This is a genomic window from Rathayibacter sp. VKM Ac-2835, assembly GCF_013266705.1.
Lineage (GTDB): Bacteria > Actinomycetota > Actinomycetes > Actinomycetales > Microbacteriaceae > Rathayibacter.
The window spans coordinates 131,272-151,418 of record NZ_JABSNQ010000001.1 but is presented as its reverse complement, the minus strand read 5'-3'; the positions used below and the strand labels follow the sequence as shown (position 1 = coordinate 151,418).

Below are 20,147 nucleotides of genomic sequence, written 5' to 3'. Positions count from 1 at the left end.
CCGACGCGCTAGGATAACGGCTGGACGACTTCGACCCGGCCATCACCGGTGAGTCTCCGGAAGAACAGCCCGGCTCCGGCCGCGGCCCAGTAGACCCGGACGGGTACGGCCCGTGACAGCCGATCGAGTGGGAACGACCAGGGACAGTCCGCGAGGGCCGGTCCTGGGCGGTTCAAGCGAGGTGGTACCGCGACCCGGCCCGGGGTCTGAGATCCGGGCGGGCCGTCCTCGTGCAGACCAGCAGCACTGCCAGGAGACCGCACGTGACCTACCCCCTGACCCCGCCCACCCCCCGCGACGCCGAGAGCACCGGCGATTCCGAGCGCATCGGAGTCGCCGCGAGCACCGGCTCCGCCTTCGGCCGCGGCGTCCCCGCGTCGCCGCGGTTCCCGGAGATCGAGGAGAAGGTCCTCGCCTACTGGAAGGCGGACGACACCTTCCAGGAGTCGATCCGCTCCCGCGAGGGCGCCCGGGAGTGGGTGTTCTACGACGGCCCGCCCTTCGCCAACGGCCTGCCGCACTACGGGCACCTGCTGACCGGCTACGCCAAGGACGTTTTCCCCCGCTTCCAGACGATGCGCGGCAAGCAGGTGCACCGCCGCTTCGGCTGGGACACGCACGGCCTGCCCGCCGAGCTCGAGGCGGAGCGGCAGCTCGGCATCACCGACAAGTCGCAGATCGAGGAGATGGGCGTCGCCGCGTTCAACGCCGCCGCCAAGGAGTCGGTGCTCCGCTACACGGGGGAGTGGCAGGACTACGTCACCCGCCAGGCGCGCTGGGTCGACTTCGACGACGACTACAAGACCCTCGACCCCACCTTCATGGAGTCCGTGATCTGGGCCTTCAAGCGGCTCTACGACAAGGGCCTCGCCTACGAGGGCCACCGCGTGCTGCCCTACTGCTGGCGCGACCAGACGCCGCTCTCGAACCACGAGCTGCGGATGGACGACGACGTCTACAAGATGCGCCAGGACCAGACGGTCACGGTCACCTTCCCCCTCGTCGGCGAGACCGCCGAGGCGCTGAACCTCACCGCCGTCCGCGCCCTCGCCTGGACGACGACCCCGTGGACCCTGCCCACCAACGCCGCGCTCGCCGTCGGCCCCGACATCGAGTACGCCGTGCTGGCGGCCGGGCCGAACGGCGCCGCCGACGGCAAGGGCGAGCCCGAGGAGCGCGAGCTCTCGGCCGAGTACCTGCTCGCCATCGACCAGGTCGGCGCCTACGCCAAGGACCTCGGCTACGAGGACGCGGAGTCGGCGCTGGCCGCCGTCTCGCGCACGCACCGCGGCAGCGAGCTCGAGGGCATCAGCTACGACCGCCTCTGGGACCACTACGCCGACATCGAGCAGTGGGGCACGCAGAACGCGTGGCGCATCCTCGTCGCGGACTACGTGACCACCAGCGAGGGCACCGGCATCGTGCACCAGGCGCCGGCCTACGGCGAGGACGACCAGAAGGTCTGCGAGGCGGCGGGGATCCCCGTCATCATCTCCGTCGACGACGGCGGCCGCTTCCTGCCGCAGATCAGCGAGGTCGCCGGCCTGCAGGTCTTCGAGGCCAACAAGCCGCTGACGCAGCTGCTCAAGGCGCAGCACCGCCTGCTCCGCCAGGCCAGCTACGAGCACAGCTACCCGCACTGCTGGCGCTGCCGCAACCCGCTGATCTACAAGGCCGTCTCCAGCTGGTTCGTCCGCGTCACCGCGATCCGCGACCGGATGGAGGAGCTCAACCAGGAGATCACCTGGGTCCCCGAGAACGTCAAGGACGGCCAGTTCGGCAAGTGGCTCTCCGGCGCCCGCGACTGGTCGATCAGCCGCAACCGCTACTTCGGCTCGCCGATCCCGGTGTGGAAGAGCGACGACCCGGACTATCCGCGCATCGACGTCTACGGCTCGCTCGACGAGCTCGAGCGCGACTTCGGCGTGCGCCCGGAGGACCTGCACCGCCCGTACATCGACGAGCTCACCCGCCCGAATCCCGACGACCCGACCGGCCGGTCGACGATGCGCCGCATCAGCGACGTGCTCGACGTCTGGTTCGACTCCGGCTCGATGCCGTTCGCACAGGTGCACTACCCGTTCGAGAACTCCGACTGGTTCGACTCGCACAACCCGGCCGACTTCATCGTCGAGTACATCGGGCAGACCCGCGGCTGGTTCTACACGCTGCACGTGCTCTCGACCGCGCTCTTCGACCGGCCGGCCTTCCGCAACGTCGTCAGCCACGGCATCGTGCTCGGCAACGACGGGCAGAAGATGTCCAAGTCGCTGCGCAACTACCCGGACGTCGCCGAGGTCTTCGACCGCGACGGCTCCGATGCGATGCGCTGGTTCCTGATGTCGAGCCCGGTGCTGCGCGGCGGCAACCTGGTCGTCACCGAGGAGGGCATCCGCGAGGGCGTGCGCCAGGTGCTGCTGCCGCTCTGGAACACCTGGTACTTCTTCTCGCTCTACGCCAACGCGTCCGTCGACGCCGCGGGCGAGGGCTACAGCGCGACCCGCCGCACCGACTCCGGGGACGTGCTCGACCGCTACCTGCTGGCCAAGACGCACGACCTGATCGAGACCGTCACCGGCCACCTCGAGGCGCTCGACTCGACCCTCGCGGCGGCCGCGCTGCGCGACTTCGCCGACGTGCTGACCAACTGGTACGTCCGCCGCTCGCGCGACCGCTTCTGGCAGGGCGTCGACGCCGAGGGCCGCGGCACGGAGGCGTTCGACACGCTCTTCACCGTGCTCGAGACGGTCTGCCGGGTCGCTGCGCCGCTGCTCCCGCTGATGACCGAGGAGATCTGGCAGGGGCTGACCGGCGGGCGCAGCGTGCACCTGGCCGACTGGCCGGACGCGGCCGAGTTCCCGGTCGACGAGTCGCTCGTGCACGCGATGGACGCCGTCCGCGGCATCTCGTCGACGGCGCTGTCGCTGCGCAAGCAGGCCGGCCTCCGGGTCCGTCTGCCGCTCGCGCGGCTCACCGTGGTCGTCGAGGACGCCGCCGAGCTGGCGCCGTTCGAGGCGATCCTGCGCGACGAGCTGAACGTCAAGGAGGTGTCGCTGGTCCCGCTGGTCGAGTCCAGCGCGGCCGACTACGGCGTCACCTCGCGCCTCTCCGTCAACGCGCGGGCCGCCGGTCCGCGCCTCGGCAAGGGCGTGCAGACCGTCATCAGGGCCGCGAAGGCCGGCGACTGGAGCGAGACCGACGGCGTCGTCACCGCCGGCGGCGTCGAGCTCGTCGAGGGCGAGTACGAGCTGACCCTCGAGGTCGGCGGCTCCGGTGCCGACGACCGCGCGATCGCGCTGCTGCCCCGCGGCGGCTTCGTGCTGCTCGACACCGCGACCACGCCGGAGCTGGAGGCCGAGGGCCTGGCCCGCGACCTGATCCGCGCCGTGCAGGACGCCCGCAAGGCCGCCGGACTCGAGGTCAGCGACCGCATCGAGCTCGAGATCGTCCTGGACGAGATGAGCATGGCGGCCCTCGAGCCGCACGCGCTCTGGATCGCCGAGGAGACCCTCGCGACCGGCTTCGCCTTCGCCGCGCTCACGACGGCGCTGGAGGGCGGCGAGGGTGCGATCGCCTTCGGGCCCGCCGGCACCGCCATCATCCGCGTCGAGAAGGTGGAGGCCTCCGATGTCTGACAAGGACCGCTACTCCGAGGAGGACGCCCGGCTCGCGCGTGAGGCGGCCGACGCCGTCTACGCGAGCCTGCTGAAGCGGCTCGGCGAGGCGAACCCCCGCCCGCGGCTCGCACCGACGCGGCGGGCCGTCGACTACATGGGCGACCCGCAGCAGGCCTACCCCGTCATCCAGGTCGCCGGCACCAACGGCAAGACGTCGACCAGCCGGATGATCGAGAGCCTGCTCCGCGCCCACGGGCTGCGGGTCGGCCTCTTCACCAGTCCGCACCTCGAGCGCTTCAACGAGCGCATCGTCATCGACGGCGAGCCGATCTCGGACCTGAGCCTCGCCACGAACTGGATCGACGTCGAGCCCTACCTCACCATGACCGACGCCGAGCTCGTCGGCCGGGGCGAGAGCACGCTCTCGTTCTTCGAGGCGCTCACCGTGCTGGCCTACGCGGCCTTCGCGGACGCCCCGGTCGACGTCGCGGTGATCGAGGTCGGCATGGGCGGCGAGTGGGACTCCACGAACGTCGCGGACGCGCAGGTCGCCGTCTTCACGCCGATCGCGCTCGACCACACCCGGCAGCTCGGCGCGACGATCGAGGAGATCGCCCGCACCAAGTCCGGCATCGTGAAGCCCGCCGCCGCCGTGGTGTCGGCGAAGCAGACCAGCGAGGCGGAGGCGGTGCTGCGGCAGGCGGCCGAGCTGACCGAGTCGACGATCGTGTTCGAGGGCGCCGACTTCGACGTCGAGTCGACCACGGTCGCCGTGGGCGGCCAGCTCGTCTCCGTCCGCGGTCTCGTCACCCGCTACGAGCAGCTGCTCCTGCCGTTCTTCGGCGATCACCAGGCCGAGAACGCGGCGGTCGCGATCGCCGCGGTCGAGACGTTCCTCGGCGGCGGCACGCAGGAGCTGACCGGGAACGTCCTCGACGAGGGCTTCGCCGCCGCGACCTCGCCCGGCCGCCTCCAGATCGTCGGCCAGTCGCCCCGCACCGTCGTCGACGCCGCGCACAACCCGCACGGCGCCGCCTCCCTCGCCGCCGCGATCGAGCGCTACTTCGACTTCGACCGGGTCACCGCGGTCATCGGGGTCCTCGCCGAGAAGGACGCGGAGGGCATCCTGCGCGCTCTGCTGCCGGTGGTCGACGAGCTGATCGTCACCACGGCGCCGAGCGACCGCGCGGTCCCGGCCGAGGAGCTCGCCGAGCTCGCTCGCACCGTCTTCCCTGCAGAGTCCGTCCGCGTCGCGGCGGACGCCGACGGCGCCCTCACGGCCGGCCGGCTGCTCGCCGCCCGCACCGACAAGGGCGCCCTGCTCGTCACGGGCTCGATCACCCTCGTCGGCCGGACGATCACCGTCGCCCGCGACGAGAACTGGCTCGGCGCGTGAGGGCCGGCCGGCCGCGCCGCACCCGGACCGTCCGCGAGAGCCTCGGCTCGATCGTCCTCGGCTTCGAGTCCGTCATCGTCTTCCTCGCGACGCTCGTCGCCTTCGGGCTGAAGGCCGCCGATCCGGTCGTCGTGCTCGTCGGGGGAGCGGTGGTCTGCCTCGCCCTCGTCGCGACGCTCGGCCTGCTGAACCGGCCGGCCGGCTTCCGGCTCGGCTGGATCCTCCAGTTCGTTATCGTGGCCACCGGTGTCCTGGTCCCGATCATGTTCGTCATCGGTGCGGCGTTCGTCGCCCTGTGGACGTACTGCATGGTCACCGGCACCAAGCTCGACACCCAGGACCGCCGCGCGGCGGACGGGCCCACCGACCCCACCCCCACCTAAGGAGACCGCTGAACCATGGCCATCCAGGAGACCCTCGTCCTCGTCAAGCCCGACGGCGTCGCCCGCAACCTCACCGGCGAGATCCTCCGCCGCATCGAGGCGAAGGGCTACTCGCTCGTCGACATCAAGCTCGTCGAGGCCGACCGCGAGCTGCTCGCCGCCCACTACGCCGAGCACGAGGGCAAGCCGTTCTACGAGCCCCTCGTCGAGTTCATGGAGAGCGGCCCCATCGTCGCCCTCCGCATCGCCGGCGACCGCGTCATCGAGGGCTTCCGCTCCCTCGCGGGCACGACCGACCCCACCACCGCCGCCCCCGGCACCATCCGCGGCGACCTCGGCCGCGACTGGGGCCTCAAGGTCCAGCAGAACCTCGTCCACGGCAGCGACGGTGTCGAATCCGCGGAGCGCGAGCTCGCGCTCTGGTTCGCCTGAAAGGCGAACCTCCGCGAGAGCTCGCGCTCCGCGGTGTTTCGCGGTAATCCGCGAAACCGCGGTCGGCTCTAGGAGGCGGGCGCGCTCCGCAGAGCGTCCTGCGTTCGGCGACGGGAAAGCGCTGACACGCGCTTTCCCGGATGCGCCTCCGAGGCGGTCGCCCGCGTGCTCAGGTCCTTCGGCGAGAGCTGCCCGAGCGGGCTGGTCCTCTTAGCTGGGGACGGGAGCGCACATGCTGATCGAGTAGCCCGCGCAGCGGACGTATCGAGATCCACCGGGGTCAGCAGGCTGGTCTGCAGGCTCCTGTCCTGACGACGGTGGGTCTCGATACGCCGCTGCGCGGCTACTCGACCAGCATGTGGCGCGCCGCATCCCGCGGAGGCCGACCGGCATGTGGCGCGCCGCGTCTGGCTTCGGTCGCCCCGCGCATGCTGAAGGCAGTGCGATGGCCCGCATGCATGCTGATCGAGCAGGCCGCGCAGCGGGCGTATCGAGATCCTCCGGGGGCGCCGTCGGCTGTCAGCCCGGCAGCGTCAGAGGTAGGACAGCACGTCCAGGCGGATCTGCGCCATCACGGCGATCGCCAGGTAGCAGACCAGCGTGATGAACGGCACCCAGCCGTACGCGGCGCCGGCGAAGCGCCGGACGGCGGCGGGGACCGGGAACACGCCCTCGCGGAGGTTGCGGAGCGTCACCAGCCAGAAGGCGGGGATGACGACGGCCCAGGTGAGCATGCACCAGGGGCAGAGCGTCCCCAGCGCGAAGATGCTCGTCGCGACGAGCCAGCCGACGAAGCCGAGCGCGAAGACGAAGCCGAGGTTGAACAGCGCCCAGAACCAGCGGTCGAAGCGCGCCCCCGCGAGCAGCCCGGCGCCGACGACGATCGGGGCGATCCACGCGGCGACGCCGATCAGCGGGTTCGGGAAGCCGAAGATCGCGCCCTGCGCCGACTTCAGGTTCGCGCTGCACTGCACGAGCAGGCTGAAGTCGCAGCCGAGGGCCTCGGACGACCCGCTCAGCGAGGTGAACTTGTCGAGCGTCAGCGTGAACGCGGCGATCCACCCGATCACGCCGAGCACGATCAGGAGCACCGCGAAGAGGACCGGACGCTGCTGGCGGGGGGCGCTCGGCACCTCGGGATCGCTGGACACCGGGGGATTATGGCACGCGGCGAATCGGCGCCTCTGGGAATGCGTGCGATAATCGGAGCCGTCGGCCCGGAAGATCCCGCGCCGGCGCGAAGAAGGTTTACCGGGCGAGCACCGGGCCACAGGAGATCGACAGCGTTCCGCGAATGAGCGCGATGGATCCCCACGTGTCGGATAGTCAGTTCCGAGGAGAAGCTGCAACCGGAGTCCTGCGCCACGTGAGCGACGGGACCGGGGGAGCGGAAGGATTCGCGGCGGGCCGAGGCCCGTCGCTCGAGAACAGCATCCGGGTCGACGGCGCGGCGCACGACCCGGCCGAGGAGTGCACCAGGAATGGTGGAAGACAACAGCACAGGCGGATCCGAACCGGACCGCGACGAGCCCCGCAGCGGGGCCAGGAAGATCAGTCGCCTCTTCGGTGGCCGTCGGACGAATCGACGGGCCGGATCGAGCGCATCAGCGACAGGGGAAACGATCATCGACACGAACGAGACCGAGCAGAACGGGTCGGACACGACCGCCGCCGACACCACCGCGGAGGTCGCAGAGGCCGAGGAGTCGGTCCCGACCGGCGCCGTCGACACCCGGACGGAGACGCCGGCGGACGCCGAGCCGGCCGCGCCGCAGGAGTCGGCTCCCCGCCGTCCGCCGCTGCCGAGCACGTCGCTCCTGTTCCAGGCGCCGATCCTGCCGGACTACGTCCAGCTCACGCCGCTCCCGCCCCGGGGCGCCCCGCTCGGCGTCCGCGACGAGCGCGACGAGCCGGAGGAGGAGCAGGGCTCCGTCCGCCGCCGGTCGCGCCGCCGCAGCGGCGAGAGCGACCGCACCGGCTCCGACGACCCCGAGAACACCGTCGTCCGGGTCCGCCAGCCGCGCGAGCAGCGCGAACCCCGTGAGGCCCGCGAGCCGGAGCTGATCACCGAGCCGCAGCGCATCAAGGGCTCGACCCGCCTCGAGGCGAAGAAGCAGCGCCGCCGGGACGGGCGCGACGCCGGCCGCCGCCGCACGGTCGTCACCGAGTCGGAGTTCCTCGCCCGCCGGGAGGCCGTGGATCGCGTCATGGTCGTCCGCTCGAAGGAGGACAGCATCCGCATCGGCGTGCTCGAGGACGGCGTCCTCGCCGAGCACTACGTCGCCCGCTCGCAGGAGGCGTCGCTGATCGGCAACGTCTACCTCGGCCGCGTGCAGAACGTCCTGCCCAGCATGGAGGCGGCCTTCGTCGACATCGGACGCGGCCGCAACGCCGTGCTCTACTCCGGCGAGGTCGACTGGGACGCGGCGAACAACGCCGGCGGCCCGCGCCGCATCGAGCTGGCGCTCAAGCCCGGCGACCGCGTGCTCGTCCAGGTCACCAAGGACCCGGTCGGTCACAAGGGCGCCCGCCTCACCAGCCAGATCTCGCTGCCGGGCCGCTACCTCGTCTACGTGCCCAACGGCTCGATGAACGGCATCTCCCGCAAGCTCCCGGACACCGAGCGCGCGCGTCTGAAGAAGATCCTCAAGGAGGTCCTGCCGGAGAACGTGGGCGTCATCGTCCGCACCGCCGCGGAGGGCGCCACGGAGGAGCAGCTGACCGTCGATGTCGAGCGCCTCACCGCGCAGTGGACCGCGCTCAGCACCAAGGCCGCGACCGGCCAGGCGCCGGCGCTGCTGCACAGCGAGCCGGACCTGCTGATCAAGATCGTCCGCGACGTCTTCAACGAGGACTTCGAGAAGATGGTCATCGCCGGCGACGACGCCCGCGAGACCATCGAGCTCTACCTCAGCCAGGTCGCCCCCGACCTGCTCGAGCGCGTCGAGGTCTACGGCGGCGAGCAGGACGCGTTCGACGAGTTCCGGATCACCGAGCAGATCGAGAAGGCGCTCGAGCGCAAGGTCTGGCTGCCCAGCGGCGGCTCGCTCGTGATCGACCGCACCGAGGCCATGACGGTCGTCGACGTGAACACCGGCAAGTTCGTCGGCTCCGGCGGCAACCTCGAGGAGACGGTCACCAAGAACAACCTCGAGGCCGCGGAGGAGATCGTCCGCCAGCTCCGCCTGCGCGACATCGGCGGCATCATCGTCGTCGACTTCATCGACATGGTCCTCGAGTCCAACCGCGACCTCGTGCTCCGCCGCCTCGTCGAGTGCCTGAGCCGCGACCGGACGAAGCACCAGGTCGCCGAGGTCACCTCGCTCGGCCTCGTGCAGATGACCCGCAAGAAGCTCGGACTGGGCCTCCTCGAGACCTTCAGCGAGAACTGCGAGGTCTGCGCGGGCCGCGGCGTGATCGTCCAGCACGACCCCGTCGTCAAGCACCGCTCGACCGCCGCCCCGCAGCAGGAGCGCCGCCGCGGCGGCAAGCCGGTGAACGAGCAGCCCTCGAACGGCCGCAACGGCTCGGCCGGGCAGAACGGCTCCCCCGCCCAGAGCGGCACGGGCGGGCAGAGCGGCTCCAAGCCGGTCAGCACCCACGCCATCACCGACGACGCCAAGAACGCGCTGGCCCAGATCGCCGCCAGCACGATCCATCCGGCCGCCGTCCGCCACGCCGCGGAGGAGGCCGTCGCCCTCGTCGACGAGGCCACGACCACCGCGGCGGAGTCGGAGCCGATCGAGCAGCCGGCCGACCAGTCCGCGGAGCGTCAGGGCGACTCGTCCGGCCGCCGCGAGCGTCCCGCCCGGGGCGAGCGCCGTCGCCGCGGTCGCGACCGCGAGCCGCGCCAGGAGACGCCCGAGTCCGGCGAGCAGCAGGAGTCCGCTCCCGCCGCCCGCGACACGACCCAGGAGGGCGCGCAGGAGGCCGCACAGGCGCCCGCGGCCCGGGCCGAGGCTCCCGTGGCTCAGGCCCCGGTCGTCCCGATCCTCGACATCCCGATCCCGCCCGCTCCGGTCGTCGCCGAGCGCCGGGTCCCCACCGCGGTCGCCGAGCACCTGCTCGACTCCGTTCTCGACGCGCTGCCCGCGCCCAAGCAGCCCGGCCAGGGCCGCGCCAAGAGCCGTCGCGTGACCACGGCGGCGCTCACCGGGATCGCGGTCGTGCCCGAGCAGACGCCGCGCCGCGCGCAGTAGCGGTCGCTCGCGAGAGTCAGTGGGGCCCGGTGCCCGGCGCGAGCCGGCGCCGGGCCCTCTCCGCGTCCCGGTCGCGGCCCTTGACCCGCAGTCCGCTGTCCCGGAGCCGCTCGACGAGCTCGCGGCTGCCCACCGGCAGCGCACCGGCCGCGAGCAGCTCCTCGCGGCGCGCCGCGGGCACGTCGTAGTGATCGAGGTCGAAGCCGCGCTCCGGCAGCCCGACCCGGCGGGCGAAGGCGTGCAGCTCCTCCAGGGAGGAGTCGCTGACGAGGTGGGCCCAGAGGGTGTCGTGGGCGGGCCAGCGCGCCGCGTCGAGGAGGATCGCCATCCGTCGATCGTAGGCGGCGCGCCTGCCCGATCCGCGGTGCGGCCTGCACTATCGTGACGGGGTCGTCGGTCGGACGGCGCCCCCTCCGGGGCGGTGCCCGTTTGACCGGGGAGCACGGATCCCGTACTCTTGACCGTTGGTGTGGCGCGATCCATGTGCTCACGCAGATTTCCGTTGCCGCTCGGCCCCTCCCGGGGTGCGAGCCGCGGTGCCGGTCCCCTCGTCTCGTACGAGAGACGGGTACGACCGGGAAGACCGGGGTCCGACCCCGTCCTTACAAGCCCCGGACAGCGCTCACGCGCCGTCCAGATGAGAAACAGGTACGAGAAGTGGTTTACGCAGTTGTGCGCGCCGGTGGCCGGCAGGAGAAGGTCGAGGTCGGCACCATCGTGACGATGGACCGCATCAAGGCCGACGAGAACGGCACCGTGCAGCTGGCTGCCGTGCTGCTCGTCGACGGGGACTCCATCACCTCGGACGCCGCGGCGCTCGAGAAGGTGTCGGTCACGGCCGAGGTGCTCGAGGAGCTCCGCGGTCCGAAGATCATCATCCAGAAGTTCAAGAACAAGACCGGGTACAAGAAGCGCCAGGGGCACCGTCAGGACCTCACGCGCGTCAAGGTCACGGGCATCAAGTAACACCCACACTTCGCTGATCTGCGGCGGGAGCCATCGCTCCGCAGAGCATCAGCACGGGGCTGCGGCCCCCCGGTCTCGAGGAGATGAGAAATGGCACACAAGAAGGGCGCAAGCTCCACCCGCAACGGTCGCGACTCGAACGCACAGCGCCTCGGCGTGAAGCGCTTCGGCGGTCAGGTCGTCAGCGCGGGCGAGATCATCGTCCGCCAGCGCGGAACCCACTTCCACCCCGGCGTCAACGTCGGACGCGGTGGCGACGACACCCTGTTCGCCCTCTCGGCCGGCGCGGTCGAGTTCGGCCAGAAGGGCGGCCGCAAGGTCGTCAACATCGTGGTGGCCGCCGCTTAGGCAGCTCTCCTCGGCCGAGCAGGCACAGGACGCAAGGGGCGGGCTTCGGCTCGCCCCTTGCGCGTTGCAGCGGCACCCGCTCTTCGGGCGCGCCGCTCCCCGCACCTCGCCCTCCGCCATCCGGCGTCGGACACTCCGGCGCCTCCATCTCCACATCGGACGGAACACACCATGGTCACCTTCGTCGACAACGTCACGCTGCATCTGCGCGCCGGGCACGGCGGGAACGGCTGCGTCTCCGTCCGCCGCGAGAAGTTCAAGCCGCTCGCCGGCCCCGACGGCGGCAACGGCGGTCACGGCGGCGACATCGTGCTCGTCGCCGATGCGCAGACCACCACGCTGCTCGCCTTCCACCGCCACCCGCACCGCTCCTCCGCCAACGGCGGCCCCGGCATGGGCGACCACCGCGCCGGCGGCAACGGCGACCTCCTCGAGCTGCTGGTCCCGGTGGGCACCGTCGTCAAGTCGCCCACGGGCGAGGAGCTGCTCGACATGGACGAGCCCGGCCTGCGCTTCGTCATCGCCCCCGGCGGCCAGGGCGGCCTCGGCAACGCCTCGCTCGCGACCACCAAGCGCAAGGCCCCCGGCTTCGCCCTGCTCGGCACCCCGGGCTGGGAGGGCGACGTCGTCCTCGAGCTGAAGACCGTCGCCGACGTCGCGCTCGTGGGCTTCCCCTCGGCCGGCAAGTCCAGCCTGGTCGCGGCGATCTCGGCGGCGAAGCCCAAGATCGCGGACTACCCCTTCACCACGCTCGCCCCGAACCTCGGCGTCGTCCAGGCGGGGGAGTCTCGCTACACGGTCGCCGACGTCCCCGGCCTGATCGAGGGCGCGAGCGAGGGCAAGGGCCTCGGCCTCGAGTTCCTCCGCCACGTCGAGCGCTGCACCGCCCTCGTCCACGTGCTCGACTGCGCCACGCTCGAGCCCGGCCGCGACCCGCTGACCGACCTCGACATCATCCTCGGCGAGCTGGCCGCGTACCCGGTCGGCGACGGCCAGGTGCCGCTGCTCGAGCGCCCGCAGCTGATCGCCCTCAACAAGGTCGACGTGCCGGAGGCGCAGGAGCTCGCCGACTTCGTCCGCGCCGACCTCGAGGCCCGCGGCTACCGCGTCTTCGAGATCTCGACGGTGAGCCACTCGGGACTGCGCCAGCTGACCTTCGCGCTCGGCGAGATCGTCGAGCAGCACCGCCTCGCCCTCGCCGCCGAGCCCAAGCCCGAGCGCATCACCATCCGCCCGCGCGCCGTCGACGAGAAGGACTACGAGATCCGCGTCGAGGGCGGCTCGTACGGCAACGTCTACCGCGTGCTCGGCACCAAGCCGCAGCGCTGGGTCGCGCAGACCGACTTCACCAACGACGAGGCCGTCGGCTTCCTCGCCGACCGGCTCGCGAAGCTCGGCGTCGAGAACGGGCTCTTCTCGGCCGGGGCCGTCGCCGGTTCCACCGTCGTCATCGGCCCGGGCGACGGGGTCGTCTTCGACTGGGAGCCCACGCTCACCTCGACCGCTGAGCTGATCACCGCCCCGCGCGGCACCGACCTCCGCCTCGAGGAGAACAACCGCAAGACGCGCAGCGAGCGCCGCGACAACTACCTCGAGCGGATGGACGCGAAGGCGGCCGCCCGCGCCGAGCTCGACCGCGAGCGCCAGGGCGGCGTCTGGCGCGTCTCGGACGAGGACGACCTGGTGGGCGACGCCGAGGAGGTCTGACTCCTCGGCACCTCCCTCGGCGAGGCGCCGTCTGCGAATACACTGGCCGGATGCCGCAGACGACCCTCGACAGCTCCGTCCTGACCGAGCGGTTCGCCGCCTCCCGCACGGCCTCCCGGTCGCTGCGCAGCGCCACGACCGACCTCAAGAACCGCGCCCTCCTCGCGATCGCCGACGCCGTCCGCGGGGCCGTCGAGCGGATCGTCCCGGCCAACGAGCTCGACCTCGCGAACGGCCGCGAGAACGGCATAAGCGCCGGCCTGCAGGACCGCCTCCGCCTCGACGAGGCGCGTCTCGGCTCGCTCGCGGATGCCGTGGTCGCGGTCGCCGGTCTCGTCGACCCGGTCGGGCAGACGGTCCGGGGCTCGAACCTGCCCAACGGCGCCTCGCTCACCCAGGTCCGGGTGCCCTTCGGCGTCGTCGGCGCCATCTACGAGGCGCGGCCCAACGTCACGATCGACATCGCCGCCCTCGCGCTGAAGAGCGGCAACGCGGTGATCCTCCGCGGCGGGAGTGCGGCCGAGAACACCAATCGCGTCCTCGTCGAGCTGCTGCAGGAGGCGGTCGCCTCGGTCGGGCTGCCCGCCGAGCTGGTCCAGACGGTCGACGACTTCGGCCGCGAGGGCGCCAAGGCCCTGATGCGCGCCCGCGGCTACGTCGACGTCCTCGTGCCCCGCGGCAGCGCCGGCCTGATCGAGTCGGTCGTGACCGAGTCGACCGTGCCGGTCATCGAGACGGGCGCCGGAGTGGTGCACGTGTTCCTCGACGCGAGCGCGGACGAGCAGTGGGCCGTCGACATCGTGCACAACGCCAAGACCCAGCGCCCGAGCACCTGCAACGCCCTCGAGACGCTGCTCGTGCACCGCGACGCCGCCGAGCGCCTCCTGCCGCCGGTCCTCGGCCGCCTCGCCGCCGCCGGAGTCACCGTGCACGGCGACGAGCGGGTCCGCGCGATCGTCGCGGACGCCGTCCCGGCGACCGAGGAGGACTGGACGGCCGAGTACTACTCGCTCGACATCGCGGTCGCCGTCGTCGACGACCTGGACGCGGCGATGGACCACATCGCCCGCTACTCCACCCACCACACCGAGTCGATCGTCACGAACGACCTGCGCAGCGCCGAGCGCTTCCTCGCCGAGGTCGACTCCGCGGTGGTGATGGTGAACGCGTCCACCCGCTTCACCGACGGCGGCGAGTTCGGCTTCGGCGCGGAGGTCGGCATCTCCACGCAGAAGCTGCACGCCCGCGGCCCGATGGGACTCCCCGAGCTGACGAGCACCAAGTGGCTGCTGCGCGGGTCGGGTCAGGTCCGCTCATAGCGCCGCACCCGGCCCGCGGCGGTGTCCGGGTAGACTCGACGACGCCCTGAGTGGGCGATCCCGATTCCAAGGAGCACCGCATGTCCCTCGTGACGACCGTCCTCGCTGAAGCAGCGCACACCGAGCTGCCGATGCCGACCATCGTCTACGGGCTGATCGCCGTCGTCGCCTTCACCGCGCTCGGCTTCGTCACGTGGAGCTACCGCGACGTCGCCAACCGCCACTCGCACAAGACCGGTGCCGGCTCGCACGACTCCCACGGCCACGGCCACTAGTCCGGCGGCCCTGCGATCGTGACGTCCGCCGCGAGCGGAGACCCGCGGCGTCCGCGCATCGGCGTGATGGGCGGCACCTTCGACCCCATCCACCACGGACACCTCGTCGCCGCCTCCGAGGTGGCGCAGTCGTTCGACCTCGACGAGGTCGTCTTCGTGCCCACCGGCCGGCCGTGGCACAAGAAGACGGTCACGCCCCCGGAGCACCGCTATCTGATGACGGTCATCGCGACCGCCTCCAACCCGCGCTTCACGGTCAGCCGTGTCGACATCGACCGCGTCGGCACGACGTACACGATCGACACGCTCCGCGACATCCACCTCGCGCACCCCGACGCCGAGCTGTTCTTCATCACGGGAGCCGACGCCGTCGAGCAGATCCTGAGCTGGAAGGACTACGACGAGCTCTGGGAGCTGGCGCACTTCGTCGCCGTCAGCAGACCGGGTCATGCTCTGTCCGTTTCGGGATTGCCGGCTCAGGACGTATCCTTGTTGGAAATTCCGGCGCTAGCGATTTCCTCGACGGACTGTCGGAGCCGCGTGAACCGGGGTGATCCGGTCTGGTATCTGGTTCCCGACGGTGTCGTCCAGTACATCTCGAAGCACCACCTGTATCGGAGCACGCCATGACAGTTCAGCACGAGGGCGCGCCGCTCACCCGGCGCGAGATCCGCGAGCGCGAGCGAGCCGCGGCCGGAGCCGCGCCCGCCGCCGCACCGACGACCTCCCGCCGCGCCGCGACCGCGTCCGTCACCGCCGCGGGCGAGATGCCCGTCCTCACCGCGACCCAGGCCCTGCGCGTCCCGGTCGTCGCACCGAGCCCCGCCAGCGAGCCCGAGCTGAGCACGTCCGCCATCGAGGTCGTGCTCCCCGAGGGGGTCGACCGCAGCACGCTCACCCGGCGCGAGCTGCGCGCCCTGCTCGCGCAGCAGCAGGCGGAGCAGGTCGCCGCCACCCCCGAGGTCGCGCCCGCCGACGTCGAGCATGATTCGGCGAAGGCCGAGTCCGAAGCCGCCGCCGAGGAGACCGCTGCCGAGGAGACCGCTCCCGAGGTGTCCGACGTCGAGCAGCCGGCCGACGAGTCCGAGCAGTCGGACGACGAGCCCGAGCAGCCCAAGCTCAACACCGCCCTCTTCGCCACCGTCGGCACGCTCGACATCGCGGACGAGAAGGCCACCGAGATCACCGGCAGCTTCCACCCGCCGATCGAGCACCTCGCCATCACCGACGAGCTCGACAGCAAGTCCAAGGAGGAGGTCGACGCCTCCTTCGACTCCCTCATCGCGAGCGGAGTCGCCGCGACCGGCGCCGTCACCACGACGAACGCCCTCATCCTGCCGACCGCGGGCGACGCGTCGCCCGTCCGCACGGACACGGGGGAGGTGCTCGTCACGGGCTCCTTCGACCTGCCGCGGAGCCTCGGCTCCACCGGTCAGCACCCGAACCTCTACGACTCGCCCGATGTCGACCGCTACGTCGACCGCATCGACCGCGAGCAGCCCGCCTCCGACTCGGAGCCCGTCCGGGCGTCGAGCGCCGTCTCCACCCACGCCGCGGGCACCGCGATGATCGCCCCGCAGAAGCGCCGCGCCGTCAGCGTCCCCGTCGTGCTGGCCATCACCGCCGCCGTGCTGCTGGTCGCCTCGATCGCGCTGTTCATCGGCGGCTTCGTCCTCAACATCTTCTGATCCACCACCGACACTGAAGGCTTCATGACTGCGACCGCTTCCGCCCGCGCCCTGCTCGACCTCGCGGCCACCGCCGCCGACTCCAAGGGCGGGGAGGACCTCGTCGCGCTGGACGTCTCGGGACCGCTGCCGCTCGTCGACATCTTCTTCCTGGTGACCGGGCGCTCCGAGCGCAACGTCGTCGCCATCGCCAACGAGGTGGAGGACCGCCTCAACGAGTCCGGCGCCAAGCTCCTGCGCCGCGAGGGCCGCGCCGAGGGCCGCTGGATCCTGCTCGACTTCGGCGACCTCGTCGTCCACGTCTTCCACGAGGAGGACCGGATGTACTACTCGCTGGAGCGCCTCTGGAAGGACTGCCCGGTCGTCCCGATCACGGTGGCGAACGCCGTTCCCGCCGACTCCGCAGCCTCCTCGAACTGAGGAACACGCCCGGCGTCGCTGCTCGATTTCGCTCCACGCGCTTCGTGTTGTAGTTTATTCGAGTTGCTTCCGCCGGGCGGAGGAGCGGGTCGCAAGGCCGGCACCTCCAGTTCGAGAAGCGCACCAAGGGTCCGTGGCGCAGCTGGTAGCGCACCTGCATGGCATGCAGGGGGTCAGGGGTTCGAATCCCCTCGGATCCACCGCAGGCAGAGAGCCCCGCACTTCTCCGGAAGCGCGGGGCTTCTCTCGTCTCCGGACGGCGCGCGAGCGGTACCGGCTGGCGCTGGAGAGCTGAGTGCTCCGCCAGAATGGCGGGATGCCGACTCCGACCGCGCCGCGCGGCCTCATCACCCAGTTCTCCATCGTCGACGCGCTGCTGGCCGGTCTGTTCGACGGCGTCGTCACCCGTGCCGAGGCCGACGAGGCCGGCGACTTCGGGCTGGGCTGCGGCGACCACATGGACGGCGAGCTGGTCGTGCTCGACGGCGTGCACCGGCTGTTCCGCGGCGACGGCTCGGTCGTCGTCCTCGAGCCGGAGGACACGATCGCCTTCGCCGAGCTGGCCCGGTTCGCTCCGGACAGCACGGAGACGGTCGAGGCGGTGCCGTCGCTCGACGCCCTGCTGACGGCGGTGCGGCGGACCGTGCGGAGCCCGAACGTGTTCGTCGGCGTCCGTCTCCGCGGCCGCGTCGAGTACCTGACGCTGCGGCAGCCGATCGCCCAGGTGAAGCCGTACCTCCGTCTCGCCGACGCGATGCGCGACCAGCGCGAGGTGCACCTGCGCGACGTCGAGGGCACGATCGTCGGCTTCTACGGCCCGAAGCCGTTCCAGGGGATCAGCGTCGCCGGGCTGCACACCCACTTCGTCGACACGAGCGGCACCGTCGGCGGCCACGTCCTCGCGGCGTCCGGGCTGAGCGGCGAGCTGGCGGTCGAGCAGTACGCCGGGCTCACCGTGCGCCTCCCGGAGTCGGAGGACTTCCTCGCCGCGGACCTCGACGACGAGGTCGGCAGCTCCGACGCCGCCATCCGCGCCGTCGAGACCGACCACGCGCACTGAGGCGCACTCCTACGGGGGAGCGGCGGCCCTACCCTGGACGCATGCCCACGCTGCGCGACGTCCACGCCGTCATCGACCGACTCTGGCCCGAGGGGGCCGCGGAGGACTGGGACGCTCCCGGCCTCGTCACCGGTGACCCGGCCGCGCAGGTCGAGCGGATCCTCCTCACGGTCGACGTCGTCGCCGACACCGTCTCCGAGGCCGTCGACGGCGGCTACCAGCTGCTCCTGGCCCACCACCCGCTCCTGCTCCGCGGGGTCACCTCGATCGCGGAGGACGGCTACAAGGGCCGCCTGCTCGCCGAGCTGATCCGACACGGCTGCGCCCTCGTCTCCGCTCACACCAACGCCGACATCGTCGCGGACGGCGTCTCCGACGTGATCGCGACCCGGCTCGGACTCACCGGCACGACGCCGCTCGTCCCGGGGCAGGACCCGTCGGTCGGCCTCGGCCGCGTCGGCGACCTCGCCGAGGAGGTCACGCTCGGCCGCCTGGCCCGCGCCGTGGCCGAGCTGCTGCCCGCCACCGCCGGGGGAGTGCGCGCTGCCGGCGACTACGAGGCGCCCGTCCGCCGGGTCTCGCTCTGCGGCGGGGCGGGGGACTCCCTCCTCGACAGCCCTGCGGTCCGCACGAGCGACGTCTACATCACGGCCGACCTCCGGCACCACCCGGCGTCGGAGGCGCGCGAGAAGGCCCGCCACGGCACCGGGCCGGCGCTGCTCGACGTCTCGCACTGGGCGAGCGAGTGGCTCTGGCTCGACATCGCCGCGGCGGCGCTGCGCACCGCGCTTCCGGGGGTCGTCGTCGACGTCAGCGAGACCCGCACCGACCCCTGGGATTTCGCCATCGTCCACTGACGCTGCGTGAGCGCGCGAGAATGGAGCCGGCACGCCCACCCTCCGTGCCGGGAACGAGGACCGCGACGTGATTGCCAGCCCCGCCGACCAGCGAGAGCTCCTGACTCTGCAGAGTCTCGACACGAGGGGCAACCAGCTCCGTCACGCCGTCGCCACCCTGCCGCAGATCGCGGCGATCAAGGCGATGCAGACCCGCGACAACGAGACCCGCCGCGCCCTCGCGGAGCGCAACGGCCGGCTGGAGGACGCCCGCACCGAGCTCGGCCGCATCGAGTCCGACGTCGAGGTCGTCGACAAGCGCCTCGCCCGCGACCGCGACCGCCTGCAGACCGCGTCGTCCGCGAAGGACATCGCCGCGCTCGAGGGCGAGATCACCTCGCTGGTGAAGCGCCGCGGCGACCTCGAGGACATCGAGCTGACGCTGATGGAGCGGATCGAGGGCATCGAGGCCGAGGTCGCCGCCGCCCAGGCCGAGCGCGACGAGGTCGTCGCCGGCATCGCGACCCTCGCCGAGGAGCGCGACGCCCAGGCCGAGAAGCTGGCCGGCAAGCAGGAGGCGCTCGCCCGCGACCGGGCCTCCCTCGTCGAGAAGATCCCCGCGGACCTGGTCGAGCTCTACGAGAAGCAGCGCGCCCGCTACGGCGTCGGCGCTGCCCTCCTGCGCGGCAAGGTGTCGGAGGGGAGCGGCGTCGCCCTCACCGAGTCCGACCTCGCCTGGATCCGCACCACCGCGCCCGACGAGGTCGTGCTCTGCCCGGACAGCGGCTGCATCCTCGTCCGCGGCGACGAGTCGACGCTCGCCTGACCCGCGCCGTACACTGGTCCCGCGAACGGGCCGGCAAGACGGTCGCGTCGCCGGGGTGAGAGCTCCGGCGCCGAGGAACGTCCGGGCTCCGCAGAGCAGGGCGGTGGGTAACACCCACCCGGGGCGACCCGCGAGACAGTGCCACAGAGAACAGACCGCCACGGGCCCCGGCCCGCGGTAAGGGTGAAACGGTGGTGTAAGAGACCACCAGGGGCCGGAGTGATCCGGTCCGCTCGGTAAACCTCGCCCGGAGCAAGGTCAGACAGAGGACGATGCGGCTGCTCGTCGGGTCCTCGGGTAGACCGCTGGAGGGTCACGGTGACGTGCCCCCGAGAGAGATGGCCGTCCAGCGCCCGCCGAGAGGCGCGGCGTGAACAGAACCCGGCGTATCAGCCTGCCCCTTCGCCCCGAAATGCCCCGCTTCGCGGGGCATTTCGTGTCTCGGGGCAGGCTGGTGCTTGTTACCGCGGCGGTCCCTGCCCGCCGCGGCGCGGTCGGCTCGAGCGGAGGGTCGCGTTCCGCAGAGCGTCCCGCGTCCGGCTCCGGAGAAACGCTGGCACGCGTTTCTCCGGCTCGCCTCGGCGCTGCTTCCGCATGCTCCTGAAGAGCGCCGTCCGCCCGTGCATGCTGATCGAGTACCCCTCGCAGAGGGCGTATCGAGATCCGGCCCTGCTG

General features: G+C 71.8%; 18 protein-coding genes, 1 tRNA gene and 1 other RNA gene. 18 read left to right on the top strand and 2 right to left on the bottom strand.

Going from position 1 to position 20,147, the window contains the following annotated elements; genetic code table 11:
- Positions 1 to 326 precede the first annotated feature (326 nt).
- Genes ileS through ndk form a run of 4 tightly spaced genes read left to right on the top strand, consistent with a single transcriptional unit; the run spans position 327 to position 5,828 of the window.
- Positions 327 to 3,635, top strand: a complete 3,309-nt coding sequence (ileS, locus tag HRK28_RS00685) for an isoleucine--tRNA ligase (protein ID WP_367948361.1) — start codon at positions 327 to 329, stop codon at positions 3,633 to 3,635.
- Positions 3,628 to 5,013: a folylpolyglutamate synthase/dihydrofolate synthase family protein gene (locus tag HRK28_RS00680; RefSeq protein WP_160089103.1), complete on the top strand. Its 1,386-nt coding sequence runs from the start codon at positions 3,628 to 3,630 to the stop codon at positions 5,011 to 5,013. The genes ileS and HRK28_RS00680 overlap by 8 nt, the downstream gene beginning before the upstream one ends.
- Entirely contained in the window at positions 5,010 to 5,396 is a 387-nt protein-coding gene (locus tag HRK28_RS00675; protein WP_244231591.1) for a DUF4233 domain-containing protein, read from the top strand. The genes HRK28_RS00680 and HRK28_RS00675 overlap by 4 nt, the downstream gene beginning before the upstream one ends.
- A gap of 15 nt (positions 5,397 to 5,411) precedes the next feature.
- The gene (gene ndk / locus HRK28_RS00670) at positions 5,412 to 5,828 is read left to right on the top strand and encodes a nucleoside-diphosphate kinase (protein ID WP_123736920.1); all 417 of its coding nucleotides are present in this window, start codon (positions 5,412 to 5,414) and stop codon (positions 5,826 to 5,828) included.
- 533 nt (positions 5,829 to 6,361) lie between these two features.
- Here the strand turns inward: ndk and HRK28_RS00665 are convergent.
- Positions 6,362 to 6,979, bottom strand: a complete 618-nt coding sequence (locus HRK28_RS00665; RefSeq protein WP_244231592.1) for a vitamin K epoxide reductase family protein — start codon at positions 6,977 to 6,979, stop codon at positions 6,362 to 6,364.
- 330 nt (positions 6,980 to 7,309) lie between these two features.
- Here HRK28_RS00665 and HRK28_RS00660 point away from each other — a divergent pair, with 330 nt between their 5' ends.
- Positions 7,310 to 10,027, top strand: coding sequence for an Rne/Rng family ribonuclease (locus HRK28_RS00660; protein WP_173250083.1), 2,718 nt, complete (start codon positions 7,310 to 7,312; stop codon positions 10,025 to 10,027).
- A gap of 16 nt (positions 10,028 to 10,043) precedes the next feature.
- On the opposite strand, the gene HRK28_RS00655 is transcribed toward HRK28_RS00660, so the two are convergent.
- Positions 10,044 to 10,355 carry a DUF4031 domain-containing protein gene (locus tag HRK28_RS00655; RefSeq protein ID WP_160089109.1) on the bottom strand — a complete coding sequence of 104 codons (312 nt, stop codon included), beginning with the start codon at positions 10,353 to 10,355 and terminating at the stop codon, positions 10,044 to 10,046.
- Between the two features lie 329 nt (positions 10,356 to 10,684).
- Between HRK28_RS00655 and rplU the strand changes: the two genes are divergently transcribed.
- The 13 genes from rplU to rnpB all read left to right on the top strand — a co-directional run bounded on the left by rplU (position 10,685) and on the right by rnpB (position 19,877).
- Positions 10,685 to 10,993 carry a 50S ribosomal protein L21 gene (gene rplU, locus HRK28_RS00650; protein ID WP_123445822.1) on the top strand — a complete coding sequence of 103 codons (309 nt, stop codon included), beginning with the start codon at positions 10,685 to 10,687 and terminating at the stop codon, positions 10,991 to 10,993.
- A 90-nt stretch (positions 10,994 to 11,083) separates the two neighbouring features.
- Positions 11,084 to 11,341: a 50S ribosomal protein L27 gene (rpmA, locus tag HRK28_RS00645; protein WP_123445823.1), complete on the top strand. Its 258-nt coding sequence runs from the start codon at positions 11,084 to 11,086 to the stop codon at positions 11,339 to 11,341.
- A 171-nt stretch (positions 11,342 to 11,512) separates the two neighbouring features.
- Complete coding sequence (gene obgE / locus HRK28_RS00640; RefSeq protein WP_160089111.1) at positions 11,513 to 13,048, top strand: GTPase ObgE; 1,536 nt, start codon at positions 11,513 to 11,515, stop codon at positions 13,046 to 13,048.
- Positions 13,049 to 13,098: 50 nt separating this feature from the next.
- The gene (locus tag HRK28_RS00635; protein ID WP_173250081.1) at positions 13,099 to 14,367 is read left to right on the top strand and encodes a glutamate-5-semialdehyde dehydrogenase; all 1,269 of its coding nucleotides are present in this window, start codon (positions 13,099 to 13,101) and stop codon (positions 14,365 to 14,367) included.
- Positions 14,368 to 14,447: 80 nt separating this feature from the next.
- Positions 14,448 to 14,642, top strand: coding sequence for a hypothetical protein (locus tag HRK28_RS00630; protein ID WP_123445826.1), 195 nt, complete (start codon positions 14,448 to 14,450; stop codon positions 14,640 to 14,642).
- Between the two features lie 18 nt (positions 14,643 to 14,660).
- A complete protein-coding gene (gene nadD, locus HRK28_RS00625; RefSeq protein WP_123445827.1) occupies positions 14,661 to 15,272 on the top strand; it encodes a nicotinate-nucleotide adenylyltransferase in 612 nt (203 codons plus the stop codon).
- Entirely contained in the window at positions 15,269 to 16,330 is a 1,062-nt protein-coding gene (locus HRK28_RS00620) for a hypothetical protein (RefSeq protein WP_173250079.1), read from the top strand. The genes nadD and HRK28_RS00620 overlap by 4 nt, the downstream gene beginning before the upstream one ends.
- A gap of 24 nt (positions 16,331 to 16,354) precedes the next feature.
- Positions 16,355 to 16,750, top strand: coding sequence for a ribosome silencing factor (gene rsfS / locus HRK28_RS00615; protein ID WP_123445829.1), 396 nt, complete (start codon positions 16,355 to 16,357; stop codon positions 16,748 to 16,750).
- 127 nt (positions 16,751 to 16,877) lie between these two features.
- Positions 16,878 to 16,950, top strand: a tRNA-Ala gene (locus HRK28_RS00610).
- 116 nt (positions 16,951 to 17,066) lie between these two features.
- The gene (locus tag HRK28_RS00605; protein WP_173250077.1) at positions 17,067 to 17,810 is read left to right on the top strand and encodes an acetolactate decarboxylase; all 744 of its coding nucleotides are present in this window, start codon (positions 17,067 to 17,069) and stop codon (positions 17,808 to 17,810) included.
- Between the two features lie 41 nt (positions 17,811 to 17,851).
- Positions 17,852 to 18,667, top strand: coding sequence for a Nif3-like dinuclear metal center hexameric protein (locus HRK28_RS00600; RefSeq protein WP_173250075.1), 816 nt, complete (start codon positions 17,852 to 17,854; stop codon positions 18,665 to 18,667).
- Positions 18,668 to 18,734: 67 nt separating this feature from the next.
- Positions 18,735 to 19,472, top strand: a complete 738-nt coding sequence (locus HRK28_RS00595) for a zinc ribbon domain-containing protein (RefSeq protein ID WP_160089121.1) — start codon at positions 18,735 to 18,737, stop codon at positions 19,470 to 19,472.
- 26 nt (positions 19,473 to 19,498) lie between these two features.
- An RNA gene (rnpB, locus tag HRK28_RS00590) (RNase P RNA component class A) lies at positions 19,499 to 19,877 on the top strand.
- Positions 19,878 to 20,147: the final 270 nt, after the last annotated feature.

What these genes read in the sequence shown, in the direction of transcription:
- rsfS (WP_123445829.1), top strand. Translation starts at nt 16,355, where the DNA reads ATGACTGCGACCGCTTCCGCCCGCGCCCTGCTCGACCTCGCGGCCACC.
- HRK28_RS00620 (WP_173250079.1), top strand. Translation starts at nt 15,269, where the DNA reads ATGACAGTTCAGCACGAGGGCGCGCCGCTCACCCGGCGCGAGATCCGC.
- HRK28_RS00635 (WP_173250081.1), top strand. Translation starts at nt 13,099, where the DNA reads ATGCCGCAGACGACCCTCGACAGCTCCGTCCTGACCGAGCGGTTCGCC.
- HRK28_RS00660 (WP_173250083.1), top strand. Translation starts at nt 7,310, where the DNA reads ATGGTGGAAGACAACAGCACAGGCGGATCCGAACCGGACCGCGACGAG.
- ndk (WP_123736920.1), top strand. Translation starts at nt 5,412, where the DNA reads ATGGCCATCCAGGAGACCCTCGTCCTCGTCAAGCCCGACGGCGTCGCC.
- rpmA (WP_123445823.1), top strand. Translation starts at nt 11,084, where the DNA reads ATGGCACACAAGAAGGGCGCAAGCTCCACCCGCAACGGTCGCGACTCG.
- obgE (WP_160089111.1), top strand. Translation starts at nt 11,513, where the DNA reads ATGGTCACCTTCGTCGACAACGTCACGCTGCATCTGCGCGCCGGGCAC.
- HRK28_RS00605 (WP_173250077.1), top strand. Translation starts at nt 17,067, where the DNA reads ATGCCGACTCCGACCGCGCCGCGCGGCCTCATCACCCAGTTCTCCATC.
- HRK28_RS00655 (WP_160089109.1), bottom strand. Translation starts at nt 10,355, where the DNA reads ATGGCGATCCTCCTCGACGCGGCGCGCTGGCCCGCCCACGACACCCTC.
- HRK28_RS00680 (WP_160089103.1), top strand. Translation starts at nt 3,628, where the DNA reads ATGTCTGACAAGGACCGCTACTCCGAGGAGGACGCCCGGCTCGCGCGT.
- HRK28_RS00600 (WP_173250075.1), top strand. Translation starts at nt 17,852, where the DNA reads ATGCCCACGCTGCGCGACGTCCACGCCGTCATCGACCGACTCTGGCCC.
- HRK28_RS00630 (WP_123445826.1), top strand. Translation starts at nt 14,448, where the DNA reads ATGTCCCTCGTGACGACCGTCCTCGCTGAAGCAGCGCACACCGAGCTG.